Source organism: Bacillus sp. FSL R10-2201, from assembly GCF_038008665.1.
GTDB lineage: Bacteria > Bacillota > Bacilli > Bacillales > Bacillaceae_G > Bacillus_A > Bacillus_A mycoides.
Window position 1 is genome coordinate 1,283,065 of record NZ_JBBOZP010000001.1, and the last position, 17,039, is coordinate 1,300,103.

Sequence of the window (17,039 nt, forward strand, 5' to 3'; positions counted from 1 at the left end):
TCTTTTTGTGTTAAAAGAGAAATGTAAAAAGAAACATAATTTTTATATCATTTTGTAATTCACTTTATTATAATAAAGGTATAGTTCTTGATAAAGAACAAGTTGTTCGATAGGAGAGATTAAAATGCTGAAGGCACCTCGCAAATTCAAAAAGATGCTTATATTGCCATGTTTGTGCTCTATTACTTTTTATTTAGGTTCTCAAATGATGACTTATACAGAGGCAGCTTTCATTCATGAGACGAAAGTGCAGGCTACTATTTCTACAGCAAGTATTTTTCCAAAAACAGTTGATCAGTTGACAGAACAAGCTAAGCAACATAAGGAAGTAATTTTGCATGAGTATGAAGAGATGAAATCGAAAGTAACTTTCACTTCCACTCAAGAATTAGAACAGGCGCTTGTTACGTGGAAGCAAGGACGTGAGAAAATTGTTACTGAGAGGGAACTGTTACAAAAGGTATATGCATCAATAGAAAATCCTTATAACAAAGTGAAAGAAGAGTTAAAGGGAAATAAAAGTGAATCTAATAAGCAAGTATTCTCGTATGTGAATGCTGGTTTTCATATAGTTAAAGAGCACTGTGAGTATGTTGATAAAGAGGTTAATTTACAGGTGATTGATAAACAAATTCAAGCTTTTGAAAAATTATTAGTAGATGAAACAGCAAAGCAAGTGAGTGAGGCTGAGAAGCAAAAGAAATTAGAAGAGAGTAAGAAGCAAGAAGAAGCGAAAAAGCTAGAAGAGAGCAAGAAACAAGAAGAGGCGAAAAAGTTAGAAGAGAGTAAGAAGCAAGAAGAAGCGAAAAAGCTAGAAGAGAGCAAGAAACAAGAAGAGGCGAAAAAGCTAGAAGAGAGTAAGAAACAAGAAGAGGCGAAAAAACTAGAAGAGAGTAAGAAGCAGGAAGAGGCGAAAAAACTAGAAGAGAGTAAGAAGCAAGAAGAAAAGAAGGAATAGTAAGTAAAATACAGCAGCATTTCGGAAGGAATAAATACAATGATAAGACAAATAGGTGAGAGAGCCCTACGACTCACCTATTTGCTTTGTTTTTCTTATTTCACTATTCGTGGGTATAAGGTCTTCACCTAAAAATTTAACGAATGCGAGGAAGTTAGTTGGCAGCCCACCGCTAGGTGAAGGTTAATGATCAGTGGGGATGGATAGAAAAACTCTGATTAAAGTTTCACTTTATTTCTCAATACTTTTCTGAAAAAAAGGAAAAAATGTTGAGAAATAAAAATAATCAAAATATATATTGTATTTATATAGTCTTGTTCGTTATAATGAACTTAAGGTTTTAAAAAAAGAACAAATATTAGCTAAGCTAATATAGTTTTAGTTACACCTCTTATTTTGAAATAAGAGATAAAAATACAAAAAACAGCTAGGGGGAATTGATTGTGAGTCTGAAAAAGAAATTAGGTATGGGAGTTGCATCAGCAGCATTGGGGTTATCTTTAATTGGTGGAGGAACATTCGCTTACTTTAGCGATAAAGAAGTATCAAACAATACATTTGCAGCTGGGACGTTAGATCTTACATTAAACCCTAAAACGCTTGTAGATATTAAAGATTTAAAACCAGGGGATTCTGTTAAGAAAGAGTTCTTATTAAAGAACGACGGTACGTTAGCAATTAAAGATGTTAAATTAGCTACAAAGTACACTGTTGCAGATGCAAAGGGCGATAATGCTGGTGAAGACTTCGGTAAGCATATTAAAGTGAAATTCCTTTGGAACTGGGATAAACAAAGCGAGCCTGTATATGAAACAACTTTAGCTGATTTACAAAATGCTGATCCAGATCTTTTAGCTAAAGACATCTTTGCTCCTGAGTGGGGAGAAAAAGGTGGCTTAGAAGCTGGTACAGAGGACTATCTATGGGTACAATTTGTATTCGAAGAGAATGGTCAAGATCAAAACAAATTCCAAGGCGATTCATTGAACTTAGAATGGACATTCAATGCTAACCAAACAGATGGAGAAGAAAAATAATAAATAAAAAAAGCGGGGGATTCCCCGCTTTTTTTTATAAAGAAAAAAAGAAGTGCCCGTTTTAAGCACTCTTTTATATGTATTATTGTTGATTTTTCTTCCATTGTGTAAATTCGAGAAATTCACGAAACTGTTCTTTTGAGACACCAGAGCTCATCGCATCTTTAACGAGCTGTGTCCATTCGGAGTCTAGGTGACCCTCCGTTGTTGTTTCATCGTGAAGTAAAGTATCAACTGGAATTTGTAGAACAGCTGCAATTTTTTCAAGAAACTGAATAGAAGGGTTTTTTTGTAAATTTCGTTCTATAGAACTAATGTAAGATTTAGCGACACCAGCTTTTTCGGCGAGTTCTGTTAATGAAATGCCTTTTTGTAAACGAAGGCGTTTTATACGTTCTCCTATCATATTTGCGCACCTTTCTATCAATATGTAGTCGTCTTATGATGTGATTATTATAACATAAACTTCGTTAAAAAGAACGAGGCTATTGAGCCTGGCTCGTATGCTTCATACGTTGAAAAAAGTGTTCAATATCTTGCAGGGCAATGCCAGCATCTAGAGCTTCAAGTATTAAATCAATCCATTCTTGATCTAGTGAGTCAGCCTTATCTTTGTACAAATGTAATTCCTCCCTAATTAGTGGTCATAATTGCTGCTACAGAATATATGATAATGCAATCGGATTTTGTATTTTATATAGTGAATTATCAAATATTTTGTAGATGAAACAAAGATAAAATCCCCATTAAATTCCCTCTATGGCGATTATAAAGTTTCTGACAAATATTTTCAATATTTTCTGAAAACATTGTTGAATTGTGATATATTCGTATACTAACTATGAAATTTTTACAAATATATTAAAAAAATTACATAATATAACTAAATATTGAAAATATATTGAATTTTTAATAATATAGAGTGTGTAATACATATTTTATATTAGGGGAGGCAATAAGGGATGAAAAAGAAACCATTTAAAGTGTTATCATCAATTGCTTTGACAGCTGTTCTAGGCTTGTCGTTTGGTGCTGGAAGCCAGTCTGTATATGCTGAAACGCCGGAGAACAAGACAGCTACAAGCCCAGTTGATGATCACTTAATCCCAGAAGAGAGATTAGCAAATGCGCTAAAAAAACGTGGGGTAATTGATTCATCTGCTTCAGGGACAGAAACAAAGAAAGCTGTCGAAAAGTATGTAGAGAAAAAGAAGGGTGAAAATCCTGGGAAAGAAGCGGCAAGTGGGGACCAACTTACGAAAGATGCATCTGACTTTTTAAAGAAAGTGAAAGATGCAAAGGCAGATACGAAAGAAAAATCAGAGCAGCCAGCAAACGGGACTACAGCAGGAACAGGTCCAGTTAGAGGAGGCTTAAATGGGAAAGTACCAACTTCACCTGCTAAGCAAAAAGAGTATAACGGTGAAGTTCGTAAAGATAAAGTACTTGTTTTACTTGTAGAGTACGCTGATTTCAAGCATAACAATATTGATAAAGAGCCTGGCTACATGTATTCTAACGATTTTAACAAAGAACATTATGAAAAAATGTTATTCGGTAATGAGCCATTCGCGTTAGAGGATGGAAGCAAAATCGAAACGTTTAAACAATATTACGAAGAGCAATCAGGTGGTAGTTACACAGTGGACGGAACAGTCACAAAATGGTTAACAGTTCCAGGTAAAGCTGCTGATTACGGTGCAGATGCTGGTACAGGTCATGATAATAAAGGACCAAAAGGACCACGTGATCTAGTAAAAGATGCATTAAAAGCGGCTGTAGATAGCGGACTTGATTTATCACAGTTTGATCAGTTCGATCAATATGATGTAAATGGTGATGGGAATCAAAATCAACCGGACGGTTTAATCGATCACTTAATGATTATTCATGCGGGTGTTGGACAAGAAGCTGGCGGTGGTAAATTAGGTGATGATGCAATTTGGTCACATCGCTGGACAGTTGGACCAAAACCATTCGCAATTGAAGGTACACAAGCGAAAGTTCCATATTGGGGCGGAAATATGGCAGCATTCGACTACACAATTGAACCAGAAGATGGCGCGGTTGGTGTATTCGCACATGAATATGGCCATGATTTAGGTCTTCCAGATGAGTATGATACACAGTATAGCGGTGATGGTGAACCGGTTGAAGCTTGGTCTATTATGAGTGGCGGAAGCTGGGCTGGTAAAATCGCAGGAACAACGCCAACGAGTTTATCACCACAAAATAAAGAGTTTTTCCAAAAAACAATCGGTGGTAACTGGGCGAATATCGTAGAAGTAGATTACGAGAAATTAAATAAAGGTATCGGTCTGGCAACATACTTAGACCAAAGTGTTACGAAGTCAGATCGTCCAGGTCTGATTCGTGTTAACTTACCAGATAAAGATGTAAAAGGAATTCAGCCTGCATTTGGTAAACAGTATTACTACAGCACAAAAGGTGATGACCTTCATACAACGATGGAAACGCCACTATTCGATTTAACGAAAGCAACGACTGCAAAATTCGATTATAAGTCATTGTATGAAATCGAAGCAGAGTACGATTTCCTTGAAGTACACGCTGTAACAGAAGATGGACAAAAAACGTTGATTGAAAGAATTGGTGAGAAAGCAAATAGTGGAAATGCAGCTACGACAAATGGAAAATGGGTTGATAAATCATATGATTTAAGTCAATTCAAAGGTAAGAAAGTGAAACTAGTATTTGAATATATTACAGACGGTGGATTGGCGTTAAATGGATTTACACTTGATAATGCGTCACTAACTGTAGATGGAAATGTTGCATTCTCTGATGATGCAGAAGGTACACCACAATTCAAATTGGACGGTTTCGTTGCATCTAACGGAATGGATAAGAAAAAGCATAACTACTATGTAGAGTGGAGAAACTATGCGGGTTCAGATAACGCATTGAAATTTGCTCGCGGTCCAGTATATAACACTGGTATGGTTGTATGGTATGCGGATTCAGCTTACACAGATAACTGGGTTGGCGTACATCCAGGACATGGTTTCCTTGGTGTAGTTGACTCTCATCCAGAAGCAATTGCAGGAACTTTAAATGGCAAACCAACATTTACAAGCAGTACACGATTCCAAATTGCTGATGCGGCGTTCTCATTCGACAAAACGCCAGCTTGGAAAGTTGTATCTCCAACGCGTGGAACATTCGTATACGATGGATTACCAGGGGTACCGAAGTTCGATGACTCTAAAAAGTATATTAATGAGCAGATTCCAGATGCAGGACGTATTTTACCGAAGCTTGGTCTGAAGTTTGAAGTAGTAGGACAAGCTGATGATAATTCTGCAGGTGCTGTTCGTTTATACCGTTAATACAGTAAAACTACCGGGAGATTTTCTTTCGGTAGTTTTTTGTGAGCAATGAATTTTATATAAAGGGAAAAGTTATATATAATGTAACTTTAAGAATAGAAATTTGTTACATATGAAGTCTATATAAATAATGAAAGAATTGGATAAAAATAGTGGGAGAAGGTGAGTGCATGAGTATTTCCTCTATTGTAAATAAACAAAAGGAATATTTTTATAAAGGACATACGAGGAGTCTAGAGACGAGAAAGAATAATTTGAAGAAGCTTTATGAAGGAATTCAGCGTTTTGAGGATGAGATTTTTCAAGCGTTGAAATTAGATTTGAATAAATCAGTTCACGAATCATTTACAACAGAAATTGGATATGTACTAAAAGAGATTTCTTTTCAAATGAAGCATATTTCATCTTGGAGTAAACCAAAGCGTGTTCGCACAGCTCTTACTCATTTTGGATCGAAGGGGAAAGTGGTGCCAGAACCGTATGGTGTGACGCTTATTATCGCACCGTGGAACTATCCGTTTCAATTAGCGATTGCACCACTCGTAGGAGCATTGGCAGCTGGCAATACAGTCGTTTTAAAGCCGTCAGAGTTAACGCCAAACGTTTCAAAAGTGCTTACGAGAATGTTAGGTGAATTATTCCCAGAAGAGCTTGTATCGGTAGTAGAAGGCGGTGCTGAGGAAAGCACTGCACTTTTAAAGGAACCGTTTGACTATATTTTCTTTACAGGTAGTGTTGGTATCGGAAAAGTTGTGATGGAAGCAGCGGCGAAAAAATTAACGCCTCTTACGTTAGAGCTTGGCGGGAAAAGCCCATGTATTGTACATAAAGATGCAAAGCTAGATGTAACCGCAAGACGTATCGTTTGGGGCAAGTTTTTGAATGCTGGGCAGACGTGTGTAGCGCCTGATTATATGTACGTTCATTCTTCAGTGAAAGAGCAGTTAATCGAGGCATTAAGACATGAAATCGCAGAGCAATATGGAAAAGATGCTTTGCAAAATGACAATTATGTGCGAATTGTGAGTGAGCGTCATTTTGAACGTTTATGTACATTTTTGCAAGATGGTAAACCTGTGATTGGCGGGAATTATACGAAAGAAACATTACACATCGAACCGACAGTGTTAACGAATGTTACATGGCAAAGTGCTGTTATGGAAGATGAAATTTTTGGGCCGATTTTACCAATTATAGAATATGACAAAATAGAAGAGGTAATTGAAACGATTCAGCACCATCCAAAGCCGTTAGCACTATATGTATTTTCTGAAGATAGAAAAGTGCAAGAGAAAGTGACGAGTAATATTTCATATGGCGGAGGATGTATAAATGATGTCGTATATCATCTTGCAACGCCATATTTACCTTTTGGGGGCGTTGGAAGTAGTGGATTAGGCAGCTATCATGGTGAACAAAGTTTTCGGACTTTTTCCCATTATAAAAGCATTTTGTCCCAATCTACAGCATTCGACATGAAAATTCGTTACTCTTCTACAAAAAGTGCTTTAAAATTCATACGAAAGTTGTTAAAATGATGATGGTGTTTATCAGTAGGCGTAGCCGTATGATAAAAACCCCTTCGCAACTGAAGGGGTTTTTCTGTTCGACATATGTATCATGCGAAAATGAATCAAACATACTACATAAAGAATAGAAGAGAACGCTGCTAAACAACCATTTTTGTTTGGATCGAAACAAAAAAATAGTCTATAGAACATAAATATTTATTCATGAATATAAAAATTAAAATTTAAGGTAGATAGGACGGGAAAATGAAAAAGATTATTAAAGTTGAAGCAGTAGAAAAACATTTTGGAAATCAAGTGATTATCCCCCCTCTTTCTTTAGATATTAAAGAAGGAGAATTTTTAACAATTTTAGGACCGAGTGGTTGCGGGAAAACGACTTTACTTCGTATGATCGCAGGATTTGAAACCCCAACTAAAGGGAATCTTTTATTAGATGATGAAAAGATTAACGATTTGCCGCCATACAAGCGTCATATGAATTTAGTGTTCCAACATTACGCACTATTCCCACATATGAATGTTGAAAAAAATATTTGTTTCGGTATGAAAATGCAAAAAGTATCAGCAGCAGAACAGAAAGAACGTGCGGAAGAGGCAATGCGTTTAACGCAGTTACTTGAGTTCCGTAATCGTAAACCTTCGAAGCTTTCTGGTGGACAGCAGCAGCGTGTAGCAATTGCAAGAGCAATTGTAAACAACCCACGTGTATTACTATTAGATGAGCCACTTGGAGCGCTTGACTTTAAGTTAAGAAAAGATTTGCAACGTGAATTGAAAAACTTACAACGTAATTTAGGAATTACGTTCATATATGTAACGCACGATCAAGAAGAAGCGATGAGTATGAGTGATCGTATTGTCGTTATGAATAAAGGGCATATCGAACAAGTCGGCACGCCTAAGGAAATTTACAATAAGCCGAAAACATTGTTTGTTGCGACGTTTATCGGTGAAAATAATATCGTGAAAAATGGGGAAAACTACGTAGCAGTTCGCCCTGAAAATGTAAAAGTTCGCTCGGTTGAAGAGCCAATTTTAAAAGAATACCATCTTGGACATATTGAAGATATTGAATTTGTTGGAAATATGGAAAAGCTATATGTACGTGAGGAGAAAACAGCGGAATTACTAATGGCATACCAAACTGCTGAAGAAGCAACGCAGTGGAGCATTGGAGATAATGTATATGTAGGCTGGGAGCAAGAGGACGAGGTGACCTTAAATTGAAGAAAGGGAAATTACTCGCATTACCTACAGTCGTATGGCTGTTACTCTTCTTCCTAATTCCACTTCTGTTCGTATTAGCATTTGCCTTCATGCAGCGCGGAGCATACGGGACAGTGGAAATGAAATTTACATTAGATAACATAGCACGTGTGTTTGATCCATTATATATGGGGACGTTATGGGAAACAGTGAAGATAGCTGTTATTACGACAGTACTATGTTTATTAATCGGTTATCCATTCGCCTATACAATTACAATTGTTGATCGTAAATATCGTTCTATCCTTCTATTATTGGCAACGATTCCGTTCTGGATTAACTTTCTTGTTCGTTCATACGCATGGATTGTTATTTTACGTTCACAAGGTCTTGTAAACACATTGCTATTGAAACTAGGTATTATTAGTGAACCTTTAAATCTGCTATATAATACGCCTTCTGTAATACTCGGAATGGTATATTCTTTATTACCATTTATGATTTTACCAGTGTATGCAGCAATTGAGCAGCTTGATAAGCGTAAGCTAGAGGCGGCTTATGATTTAGGAGCAACACCAGTAAAGGCATTTTGGAATGTAACAGTACCGATGACGATGTCAGGGATTACAACTGGTTCTATTTTAGTATTCGTTTCTTCTATCGGAATGTTTGTTGTATCAGACGTTATGGGTGGATCGAAAGTAGCATTAATCGGAAACGTAATTCAAAACCAATTCTTAGGTTCACGTGACTGGCCATTTGGTTCCGCGTTATCTATGATTGTTGTTCTATTCTCTGTTCTGTTAATTTACTTATATTATCGTGCAACGAAAGTATATAAATATGATGGAAACGGAGGGGAATAGGCAAAAATGAAGAAGTTTTTAGTTTCTTATTCTTGGTTAATCTTATTGTTTTTGTATTTTCCAATGATGGTTTTAATGGTATATTCCTTCAACGATTCTCGCATTAATGCGGAATGGGAGGGCTTTACACTCCATTGGTATACAGATTTATTTCAAAAACAAGATGTTATTGATGCGTTTGTAAATAGTATGACGATTGCTGTTATAACGACAATTGTGACGACAGTTCTTGGTGTGATTTTTGCTATTGCATTACACCGTTACAAATATCGTTTTGAAGGGGCCATTAACGGTCTTGTATATTTACCAATTTTAATTCCTGATATTTTAATGGGATTATCTTTACTTATCCTATTTAGTCAATTAGGTATGGAACTTGGAAAAACAACAATTATTATTGCACACATTACATTCAGTATTTCATTTGTTGTTGTTATTTTAGCGGCACGTCTTTCTGGTATGGGACGTGATTTAGAAGAGGCTGCAAACGATTTAGGAGCAACGCCGTGGCAAACGTTTCGTTATGTAACGTTTCCAGCAATTGCACCAGGAGTTATTTCAGCCGCATTATTAACATTCACATTATCGATTGATGATTTTGTAATTAGTTTCTTCGTATCAGGACCAGGATCAACAACATTGCCATTATACATTTATAGTATGGTTAAGCGTGGAGTATCGCCTGAAATTAATGCTCTTTCTACAATATTAATTGTTGTAATTGTAGGATTAATGGTGCTATCAGAAATTTTCCGTAATAAAGGTGCAGACGGTGAAGAGAACTCTGGAGGACACCTTCCTTTATAATACGAATGATATAGAAAGAACGAGGAGGTAATAAACCGATGAAATTAGTGAAGAGATTAGCTGGTATAGCAATTAGCTTCAGTCTTGCTGCAGGTGTACTTGCTGGTTGTGGTGAGAAAAAAGAAGAATTAAACATTTATAGCTGGGCGGACAATTTTGATGAGCAAGTTTTAAAAGATTTTGAAAAGAAATATAACGTGAAAATTAACTACGATAAATATGCAAGTAATGAAGAAATGCTTGCGAAATTACAAGCTGGTGGCGCGACATATGATTTAATTCAGCCATCTGATTACATGGTGAAAACGATGGCGAAGATGGACTTATTAGCGCCTTTAGATAAGAAGAATATCCCGAACATCGAGAACCTTGTGTCTAACTTTAAAACACCTGCGTTTGATCCAGAGAATAAGTATTCTCTAGTATATACTTGGGGTGTAACAGGAATTGCATACAATAAAAAGTATGTGAAAGAAACACCTACAAGCTGGAATGATTTATGGAACGAGAAATATAAAGGACATGTTACTTTATTAAACGATTCTCGTGAAGTATTAGGAATGGGACTTAAGAAAAACGGTTTCTCTAATAGCACGAAAGAGGATGCACAGTTAAAGACAGCGTCTGCTGATTTGCAGAAGCTACTTCCAAACTTATTAGCATTCGATACAGATAATATTAAACAAAAATTCATTACAGAAGATGCTTGGATCGGGACAGTTTGGTCTGGAGACGCAGCATTCATTGCGAAAGACAATAAAGATGTAGGATACGTTGTACCAAAAGAAGGTGGCACAATTTGGGCTGATACGTTAGCAATTCCAAAAGGTGCGAAAAATAAAGAACTTGCAGAGAAGTTTATGAACTACTTATTAGATGAAAAAGTAAGTGTGAAAAACTACGAGTCAATTGGTTACAGTAATCCAAATGAAAAAGCTCATCCTCTTCATAGTAAAGAATATCGTGATAATCACATGATCTTCTTAACAAAAGAAGAATTAGATCGTACAGAGTGGCTTGTTGATGTAGACGATAAGTTAAAAGACTACGATCGCTACTGGACAGAGCTGAAAACAAAAGGTAAATAAGTAAGAAAATGCGGTTTCTAAAGTAGAAATCGCATTTTTTCATAGTAGGAGGAAGTCGATTGAAGAAAAAGTTACATCAGTATGAGTTAATGTGTATCATTTTATTGTTTGTTCTATTTAGCATCATCGCTTGGAGGGTACATGTAGGTGGTGTTACAATGATGGATACATACGTACGTGATATGGTAAAAGGATTACAAACGGAAAGCTCACTTACATTCTTCTCATACTTTACAAAGCTAGGATCTGCAATTGGAGTTATAACGACACTAATTATAAGTTTGCTCGTTTTTTGGAAAAAGCGTTATTATGCTGCTATGATCGTGTATCCAATGGCTATATTAACGACACACCTTGTTAATAAGGGAATAAAAGAAATTGCAAAAAGAGACCGCCCATCATTAAATGAGGCACTTGACGCACTTGGGTATAGCTTCCCAAGCGGACATGCAATGCTATCTATTATAACATTCGGTTTTCTTGCCTATATCATTGCTGCCAATTTGAAGAGTGTAGCTGGAAAATGTGGTATTACGATTTCGATGGGCATATTAATTATATTGATTGGATTAAGTAGAGTTATTTTAAATGTTCATTACCCGACTGATATTTTAGCTGGTTACTGTGCAGGTGGCATTTTGTTAATCATCGCAATTTATTGTCATCGTTTACTTACCGAGAGATTGGGACTTAATAACGAGAGATAAAAAAACGTCTAGAAAAACTAGTATTATAGTTTTTCTAGACGTTTTTTGTTTATGGGGAGATGTGATAAAGTATAAATGACAAGTGAATTATATAAAGTAGGTGAAAATGTGTGAAGACAAATGTACATAAAATTGATAAGTGGGGGAAGTTAGGAACTTTTTTGTATCAATTTCGTTATACAGTAATTGTAGCATTACTACTACTTGCGATAGTGCTCGGTATTTTTGCTCCAAAACTTCCAGGAGTATTGGGCGGTGATGGTTTCCAAACAGAAGGGGATTATCAAAAGACGAAAGAAATTTTAGATAAGGATTTTAAGCAGTCTCAAGATACACTTTTACTCGTTTTTGAGAAGGAAAAGGATACTTCGCATGAGGAGTTCCAAAATCGTATAGAGGGGATAATAAATCAAATTGAAGAGAAAGAAAAATACGAATCTTTCCATCATCCAATGCAAAATAAAGAGATGTTACAAGATGATATCGGTTATGCGACGATTTTATTTTCCGGGAAAACAAATAAAGAACGAATGGAAAAGACATTACAATTTGCCGGGAAAATCGAGAAGGAAAGTAATAGCGTATTAAAAGTAACACCGACAGGATATCCGAAAATTAATCAAGAGATTAATGAAAGAACGCAAAATGATTTAAAAGTAGCAGAGATGATTGGATTACCTATTGCTTTTCTCGTACTATTATTCTCATTTGGTAGTCTGATTGCGTCTATTTTACCGATTGTAAATGGCGCGCTTAGTGTCATTAGTACGATGGGGATTTTATATTTTATAGGTAGTGATAAAGAGCTATCTATTTTCGTGTTAAATGTTGCACCGATGATTGGGCTCGCATTATCAATTGATTTCGCACTGTTATTTGTAAATCGTTTTCGAGAGGAAGTTGCGAAGAGAACAGTGAAAGAAGCGATAGCGATTACGTATCAAACGGCAGGGCGTGCTATCGTATTTTCAGGGTTATGTGTATTCGTCGGTTTATCAGGCTTATTTTTCTTTAAGATAGATTATATTCAGTCTGTTGCTATTAGCGGGATGATTGTCGTTATTATGAGCATTTTGTTTTCGCTCACACTTCTTCCGGCGCTATTATCTTTAATTGGTAAAAGGATATTAAAAAAGAATCAGGCGGCGCCTACGCCATCAAATGTATGGCGTAAATTTGCACAGTTTGTAATGAAACATCCAATCGTCATGATTATTGTTGTTACAACATTTATTGTTATTTGTTTATTACCGCTACGTACAGCTAACTTGCAGTTTCCTGGTGTTGAAGCGTTACCTGAAAAGAGTGATACGAGAGTTGCATTTGAGAAGTATGAAGAAGCCTTTAATAAAACTGTCCAAACACACGCTGATGTGACATTAGTAGTAGAGACGAAGAAAGATATAACAGAAAAAGAAAGTTTACAAAAGATAGAAGCAGTTGTTCAAAAGTTAAAAGACGATAAGCAAGTATATAAGGTGAAAAGTGTATATGACGGGCTAAATGGAATGAAAGCAGATCAAGTTGCTGGAATGTTACAGTCGCCAGAGGCTGCGAAAATAGCTCCTGTATTTGAAGCGTATACGAAAGGGAATAAAACAACAATGGAAGTCTTTTTGGATACGAAGCCAAGTACAGAAACCGCAAAACAATGGGTTCGTGATTTCAAAAAGAATTATAAAGAAAATGATGTTACTTATTATTTGGGCGGTATGACGACGTTCCAGCAAGAGTTAGAAGATGAAATTAAAGATAAAGTTGCAATTGGTATGTCTGTTATATTTGGATCAACCTTTGTCATTTTATTATTAGCATTCCGCTCTATACTCATTCCAATTAAAGCTATTATTATGAACGTACTTAGTTTAAGTGCAACAATTGGAATTGTAATTTGGTTATTTGAAGGTGGTCATTTCGGATTAGAAGAGAGTTCAGTTTTATTTGTATTACCAATCTTTATTTTCGGCCTCGTATTTGGGCTTAGCATGGATTATGAAGTATTTCTTATTTCACGTATTCATGAGCTCTATGAAGAAACAGGGGATAACGATCAAGCAACGTTAGAAGGGCTTGTTTCGACAAGTAGGATTATTACGTCCGCCGCTTTAATTATGATTGTTGTTACCGGTGCGTTCGCCTTTACTGATATTTTACCAGTAAAGCAGATGGGGCTTGGGGTTGCATTAGCAATATTTCTTGATGCAACAATTATCCGTCTTATGCTCGTACCAAGTTTAATGAAATTGTTTGGGGATTGGAACTGGTGGCTACCATTTCGAAAGAAAAGAGAAAAATCATCATAAAAAAACTCATCTATAAGATGAGTTTTTTTATGAATAGCAGGGCCCATATTTTGCGCATAGTATGTGATAAGAACATTACATACAAGTAGGTGAAGGCAATGTTTCGTTATTTTAAGTTTAAGCTAAATGATACAGTACAGTTTGCTGAAAACGATGGGCATATGTATCGCATTGTCGGTTATCGGTTGGAAAAAGGGTTTTACCCAAAAGATGAATGGACTCATATTATTTATGAACTGCTTAGAGACTTTGACGGGTATACGATGGATGCGGAAGAAGAGGAACTTGTAAAAGTCATTCAAGTAGAGGATGAGTATTACAAAATACAAGAAGTATCGGGGTATCGCTATCCAGTAAAAATGAAGCAAAAGCAACAGGTTATGAAAGGAGAGAAAATAGACGACTTATTAGATACGTACAACGACTATAAACGATTGGCGGATTTCTTTAAAGATTTATTGTATGAACAAAAAGCTGAAGAAGTGTTGCAGGAAATGAAAAGGCTTAGAGCGTGAGGGGACAGTCGATTATAAGGCTGTCCTCTATTTTTGACGGTGCATCAAATTATGTTTTCCGTTACAATGAGAGAATCAATAGAAATAAGGTGATTATAGTATGGAAACAAAGAAAAAGGGCGAATGGTGCGAAATTACGGTTCCAGCGACGTGGAATGGTATAAGTATTGAGTCGTTGTTAAAAGTAGAATGGGAAGTACCAAAAAAGTTATTACATCAGCTTCGTATGGAAAAAGGTGTTACGGTTAACGGAGAACAAAGGAGATGGAATGAACTTTTAAAAGAAGGAGATAAGTTACAAGTTCATATGTTTATGGAGGAGGAGTACGGCGTAGAGCCGGAATATGGTGAATTAAATGTAGTGTTTGAAGACGATCACGTACTCATTGTAAATAAGCAGGGGCAAATGGATACACATCCTTCTGAAAAAAATGGGACGGGAACACTTGCCAATCTTGTTGCTTTTCATTTTCAAATGCAAGGTTTAGAGACGAAGGTTCGGCATATCCATAGATTAGATAAAGATACGACAGGTGGTGTTGTATTCGCAAAACATAGAATTGCGGGTGCAATTATGGATCGTTTATTAATGGAACGGAAAATCAAAAGAACGTATATGGCACTTGTTGAAGGAAAAGTAAAAAAGAAGCAGGGGACAATTGATGCAGCTATCGGAAGAGATCGACATCATGCTACAAGGCGTCGTGTTTCTCCAAAGGGAGACCAAGCTATAACGTATTATAAAGTAGAGAAATATTTTAAAAAACAAAATGCGACGCTCGTAACGTTACAGTTAGAAACTGGTAGAACGCATCAAATTCGCGTTCATATGAGCTATAATGGAAATCCATTAGTTGGGGATGTATTATATGGTGGGCAAACAACATATATGTCCGGGCAAGCGTTACATGCGATGAAGATTAATTTTTTGCATCCGATTACGAAAGAAGAGATCGTTGTTGACGTACCTTTCCCTACAAATTTAAACGATACAATGAAAAAATTTGAAAGAGAAAATAGGTAAAGTGTAGGTTTAAAGTTGAAAAAGGTAGATTTTTGCAGGGATTTCTCTGAAAGAGGCGAAGCCGTTAAGAGAAAAGAGAGGTGAGAATTACTTGATCAAATATAAATATATGCTAGGGATATTTTTCGCTTGTCTTTTACTTACTCTATGTATTTATCCATATTTACCAACTCGTATGGCAGTGCATTGGAACGAGAATGGTGGAGCGAACGAGGTTATGAGTAAACAAGTTGTCGTATTATTTATCCCTGTCCTTATTATTATTTTACATGGATTAGTATATGTTATTTTACATAATATATATAAGTTTAATGAAGGAGAGTATTTCATTATAAATGGATTTATAAAGAGTATTACTTTATTTATGATGTTTGTCCATATACTAATTCTCTTTATTAATTTGGGAAGTATTATATCCTTTCAGACAGGACTAACGATTGGAATTAGTATGTTTCTTTTTATGTTTAGTAAAGTGTTTAAAAAGGTGAAGGATAGAGAGAAAGAACCGATCAAATTACAAAAAATCCGTTTAGTTAGTAGGCGAATCTTTCAAGTGATGGCATGCAGCATATTATTTTCGTTGCTTTTGAGCCTGAAGTGGGGATTTTACTTGTTAATTAGTGTAATAAGCTGCGGGTCTATTTTGTTTATGTTCTATATTTTATACGCATACATATTAGAAAGCTATGAAACATAAAAAAAGAGTCTTCTTCTAGAAGACTCTCTTTTTATTTACTTCGTAATAAATTGTTGTGTCCAGTAGTTGCCGCTTTCTACATAGCCAACACCGATATGAGTGAAGCCACTATTTAAGATGTTTGCACGGTGTCCGGCACTGTTCATCCAAGCTTGTACAACTTCTTCTGGAGTACGTTGTCCTTGGGCGATGTTTTCACCTGCAGATTTATAAGAAATACCAAATTTTTTCATCATGTCAAACGGAGACCCGTATGTAGGGCTGTTATGATCAAAGTAGTTGTTTTTTTGCATATCTTCAGACTTAATGCGTGCTACTTTGCTTAATTCAGTATCGATTTGTAATGCTGATAAGCCTTGTTTTGTACGCTCTGCGTTTGTTAATTCAACAACGCGTTGTTCGAATTCGCTTAAAGATTTTGCTTCTTCAGCAGGCTTTTGCTCAGCTGGTTTTTGTGTTTCGTTTTGAGTATTGTTGTTTTCAGCTGGTTTTTGAGCTTCTGGTTTAGCAACTTCTTCAGCAGGCTTTTGTTCAGCTGGTTTTTGAGTTTCCTCAGCAGGCTTTTGAGCTTCTGGCTTAGCTGTTGGTTGTTCAGTAACAACATTTTCAGTAGGCTGTTGACCAGGAATGAAGCAATCTTGTTGGAATTGTCCTTGGTTCCATTGTGCTAATGATTCAACTCCCATAGATTGTAAGAATGCTTGTAATTCTTGTTGGCTCATTTGCTTCATCATCATTTTTGAATGCTGAATATTTTGAACCTTTATGTTAGATGGTTGTACTGTTGCAGCTTGTGCATCTAAAGAAGATACTCCTAAAGTAAGAGCTGTTGCAGCAGCTACAGATAATAAAACACGCTTTTTCATGATGTGTGTCCCCCTATATAAAGTTTTAATTTGTTTTCACACGATTTGTTTTTGACAGCCTGTCTGACTGACCAATTCATCGT

At 36.1% G+C, this 17,039-nt stretch carries 16 protein-coding genes; 13 read left to right on the forward strand and 3 right to left on the reverse strand.

Annotation, left to right across the window (positions count from 1 at the left end; translation table 11 throughout):
* Positions 1 to 124: 124 nt before the first annotated feature.
* Entirely contained in the window at positions 125 to 958 is an 834-nt protein-coding gene (locus tag NSQ69_RS06635; RefSeq protein WP_002168858.1) for a DUF4047 domain-containing protein, read from the forward strand.
* 443 nt (positions 959 to 1,401) lie between these two features.
* Complete coding sequence (calY, locus tag NSQ69_RS06640) at positions 1,402 to 1,995, forward strand: biofilm matrix protein CalY (RefSeq protein ID WP_002126106.1); 594 nt, start codon at positions 1,402 to 1,404, stop codon at positions 1,993 to 1,995.
* A gap of 82 nt (positions 1,996 to 2,077) precedes the next feature.
* On the opposite strand, the gene NSQ69_RS06645 is transcribed toward calY, so the two are convergent.
* Both NSQ69_RS06645 and NSQ69_RS06650 read right to left on the reverse strand, forming a co-directional pair.
* Entirely contained in the window at positions 2,078 to 2,401 is a 324-nt protein-coding gene (locus NSQ69_RS06645; protein WP_002030429.1) for a helix-turn-helix domain-containing protein, read from the reverse strand.
* A 79-nt stretch (positions 2,402 to 2,480) separates the two neighbouring features.
* Entirely contained in the window at positions 2,481 to 2,615 is a 135-nt protein-coding gene (locus NSQ69_RS06650) for an anti-repressor SinI family protein (RefSeq protein WP_002011474.1), read from the reverse strand.
* Between the two features lie 342 nt (positions 2,616 to 2,957).
* Between NSQ69_RS06650 and inhA1 the strand changes: the two genes are divergently transcribed.
* From inhA1 to NSQ69_RS06705, 11 genes are all read left to right on the forward strand, one after another.
* A complete protein-coding gene (gene inhA1 / locus NSQ69_RS06655) occupies positions 2,958 to 5,345 on the forward strand; it encodes a M6 family metalloprotease immune inhibitor InhA1 (RefSeq protein ID WP_002126109.1) in 2,388 nt (795 codons plus the stop codon).
* 170 nt (positions 5,346 to 5,515) lie between these two features.
* Positions 5,516 to 6,883: an aldehyde dehydrogenase gene (locus NSQ69_RS06660; RefSeq protein ID WP_002126112.1), complete on the forward strand. Its 1,368-nt coding sequence runs from the start codon at positions 5,516 to 5,518 to the stop codon at positions 6,881 to 6,883.
* Positions 6,884 to 7,120: 237 nt separating this feature from the next.
* Positions 7,121 to 8,104, forward strand: coding sequence for a spermidine/putrescine ABC transporter ATP-binding protein PotA (gene potA / locus NSQ69_RS06665; RefSeq protein ID WP_002030425.1), 984 nt, complete (start codon positions 7,121 to 7,123; stop codon positions 8,102 to 8,104).
* Positions 8,101 to 8,949, forward strand: a complete 849-nt coding sequence (gene potB, locus NSQ69_RS06670) for a spermidine/putrescine ABC transporter permease PotB (protein WP_002126118.1) — start codon at positions 8,101 to 8,103, stop codon at positions 8,947 to 8,949. Before potA ends, potB begins: the two co-directional genes overlap by 4 nt.
* A gap of 6 nt (positions 8,950 to 8,955) precedes the next feature.
* On the forward strand, positions 8,956 to 9,756 hold the full coding sequence (gene potC, locus NSQ69_RS06675) for a spermidine/putrescine ABC transporter permease PotC (protein WP_002011483.1): 801 nt from the start codon (positions 8,956 to 8,958) through the stop codon (positions 9,754 to 9,756).
* 38 nt (positions 9,757 to 9,794) lie between these two features.
* Positions 9,795 to 10,844 carry a spermidine/putrescine ABC transporter substrate-binding protein PotD gene (gene potD, locus NSQ69_RS06680; protein WP_002011485.1) on the forward strand — a complete coding sequence of 350 codons (1,050 nt, stop codon included), beginning with the start codon at positions 9,795 to 9,797 and terminating at the stop codon, positions 10,842 to 10,844.
* A 59-nt stretch (positions 10,845 to 10,903) separates the two neighbouring features.
* Positions 10,904 to 11,551 (forward strand): phosphatase PAP2 family protein, encoded by a 648-nt coding sequence (locus NSQ69_RS06685; protein WP_002126121.1) that lies wholly within the window; start codon positions 10,904 to 10,906, stop codon positions 11,549 to 11,551.
* Positions 11,552 to 11,661: 110 nt separating this feature from the next.
* Complete coding sequence (locus NSQ69_RS06690) at positions 11,662 to 13,854, forward strand: MMPL family transporter (RefSeq protein WP_341099083.1); 2,193 nt, start codon at positions 11,662 to 11,664, stop codon at positions 13,852 to 13,854.
* A 98-nt stretch (positions 13,855 to 13,952) separates the two neighbouring features.
* Positions 13,953 to 14,369, forward strand: a complete 417-nt coding sequence (locus NSQ69_RS06695) for a hypothetical protein (RefSeq protein WP_002126125.1) — start codon at positions 13,953 to 13,955, stop codon at positions 14,367 to 14,369.
* Positions 14,370 to 14,469: 100 nt separating this feature from the next.
* Positions 14,470 to 15,393 carry an RluA family pseudouridine synthase gene (locus NSQ69_RS06700; protein WP_002126127.1) on the forward strand — a complete coding sequence of 308 codons (924 nt, stop codon included), beginning with the start codon at positions 14,470 to 14,472 and terminating at the stop codon, positions 15,391 to 15,393.
* Positions 15,394 to 15,484: 91 nt separating this feature from the next.
* Positions 15,485 to 16,090, forward strand: a complete 606-nt coding sequence (locus NSQ69_RS06705) for a DUF1648 domain-containing protein (protein ID WP_341099085.1) — start codon at positions 15,485 to 15,487, stop codon at positions 16,088 to 16,090.
* A 35-nt stretch (positions 16,091 to 16,125) separates the two neighbouring features.
* Here NSQ69_RS06705 and NSQ69_RS06710 read toward each other — a convergent pair whose 3' ends face one another.
* The gene (locus NSQ69_RS06710; RefSeq protein WP_002030537.1) at positions 16,126 to 16,956 is read right to left on the reverse strand and encodes a CAP domain-containing protein; all 831 of its coding nucleotides are present in this window, start codon (positions 16,954 to 16,956) and stop codon (positions 16,126 to 16,128) included.
* Positions 16,957 to 17,039: the final 83 nt, after the last annotated feature.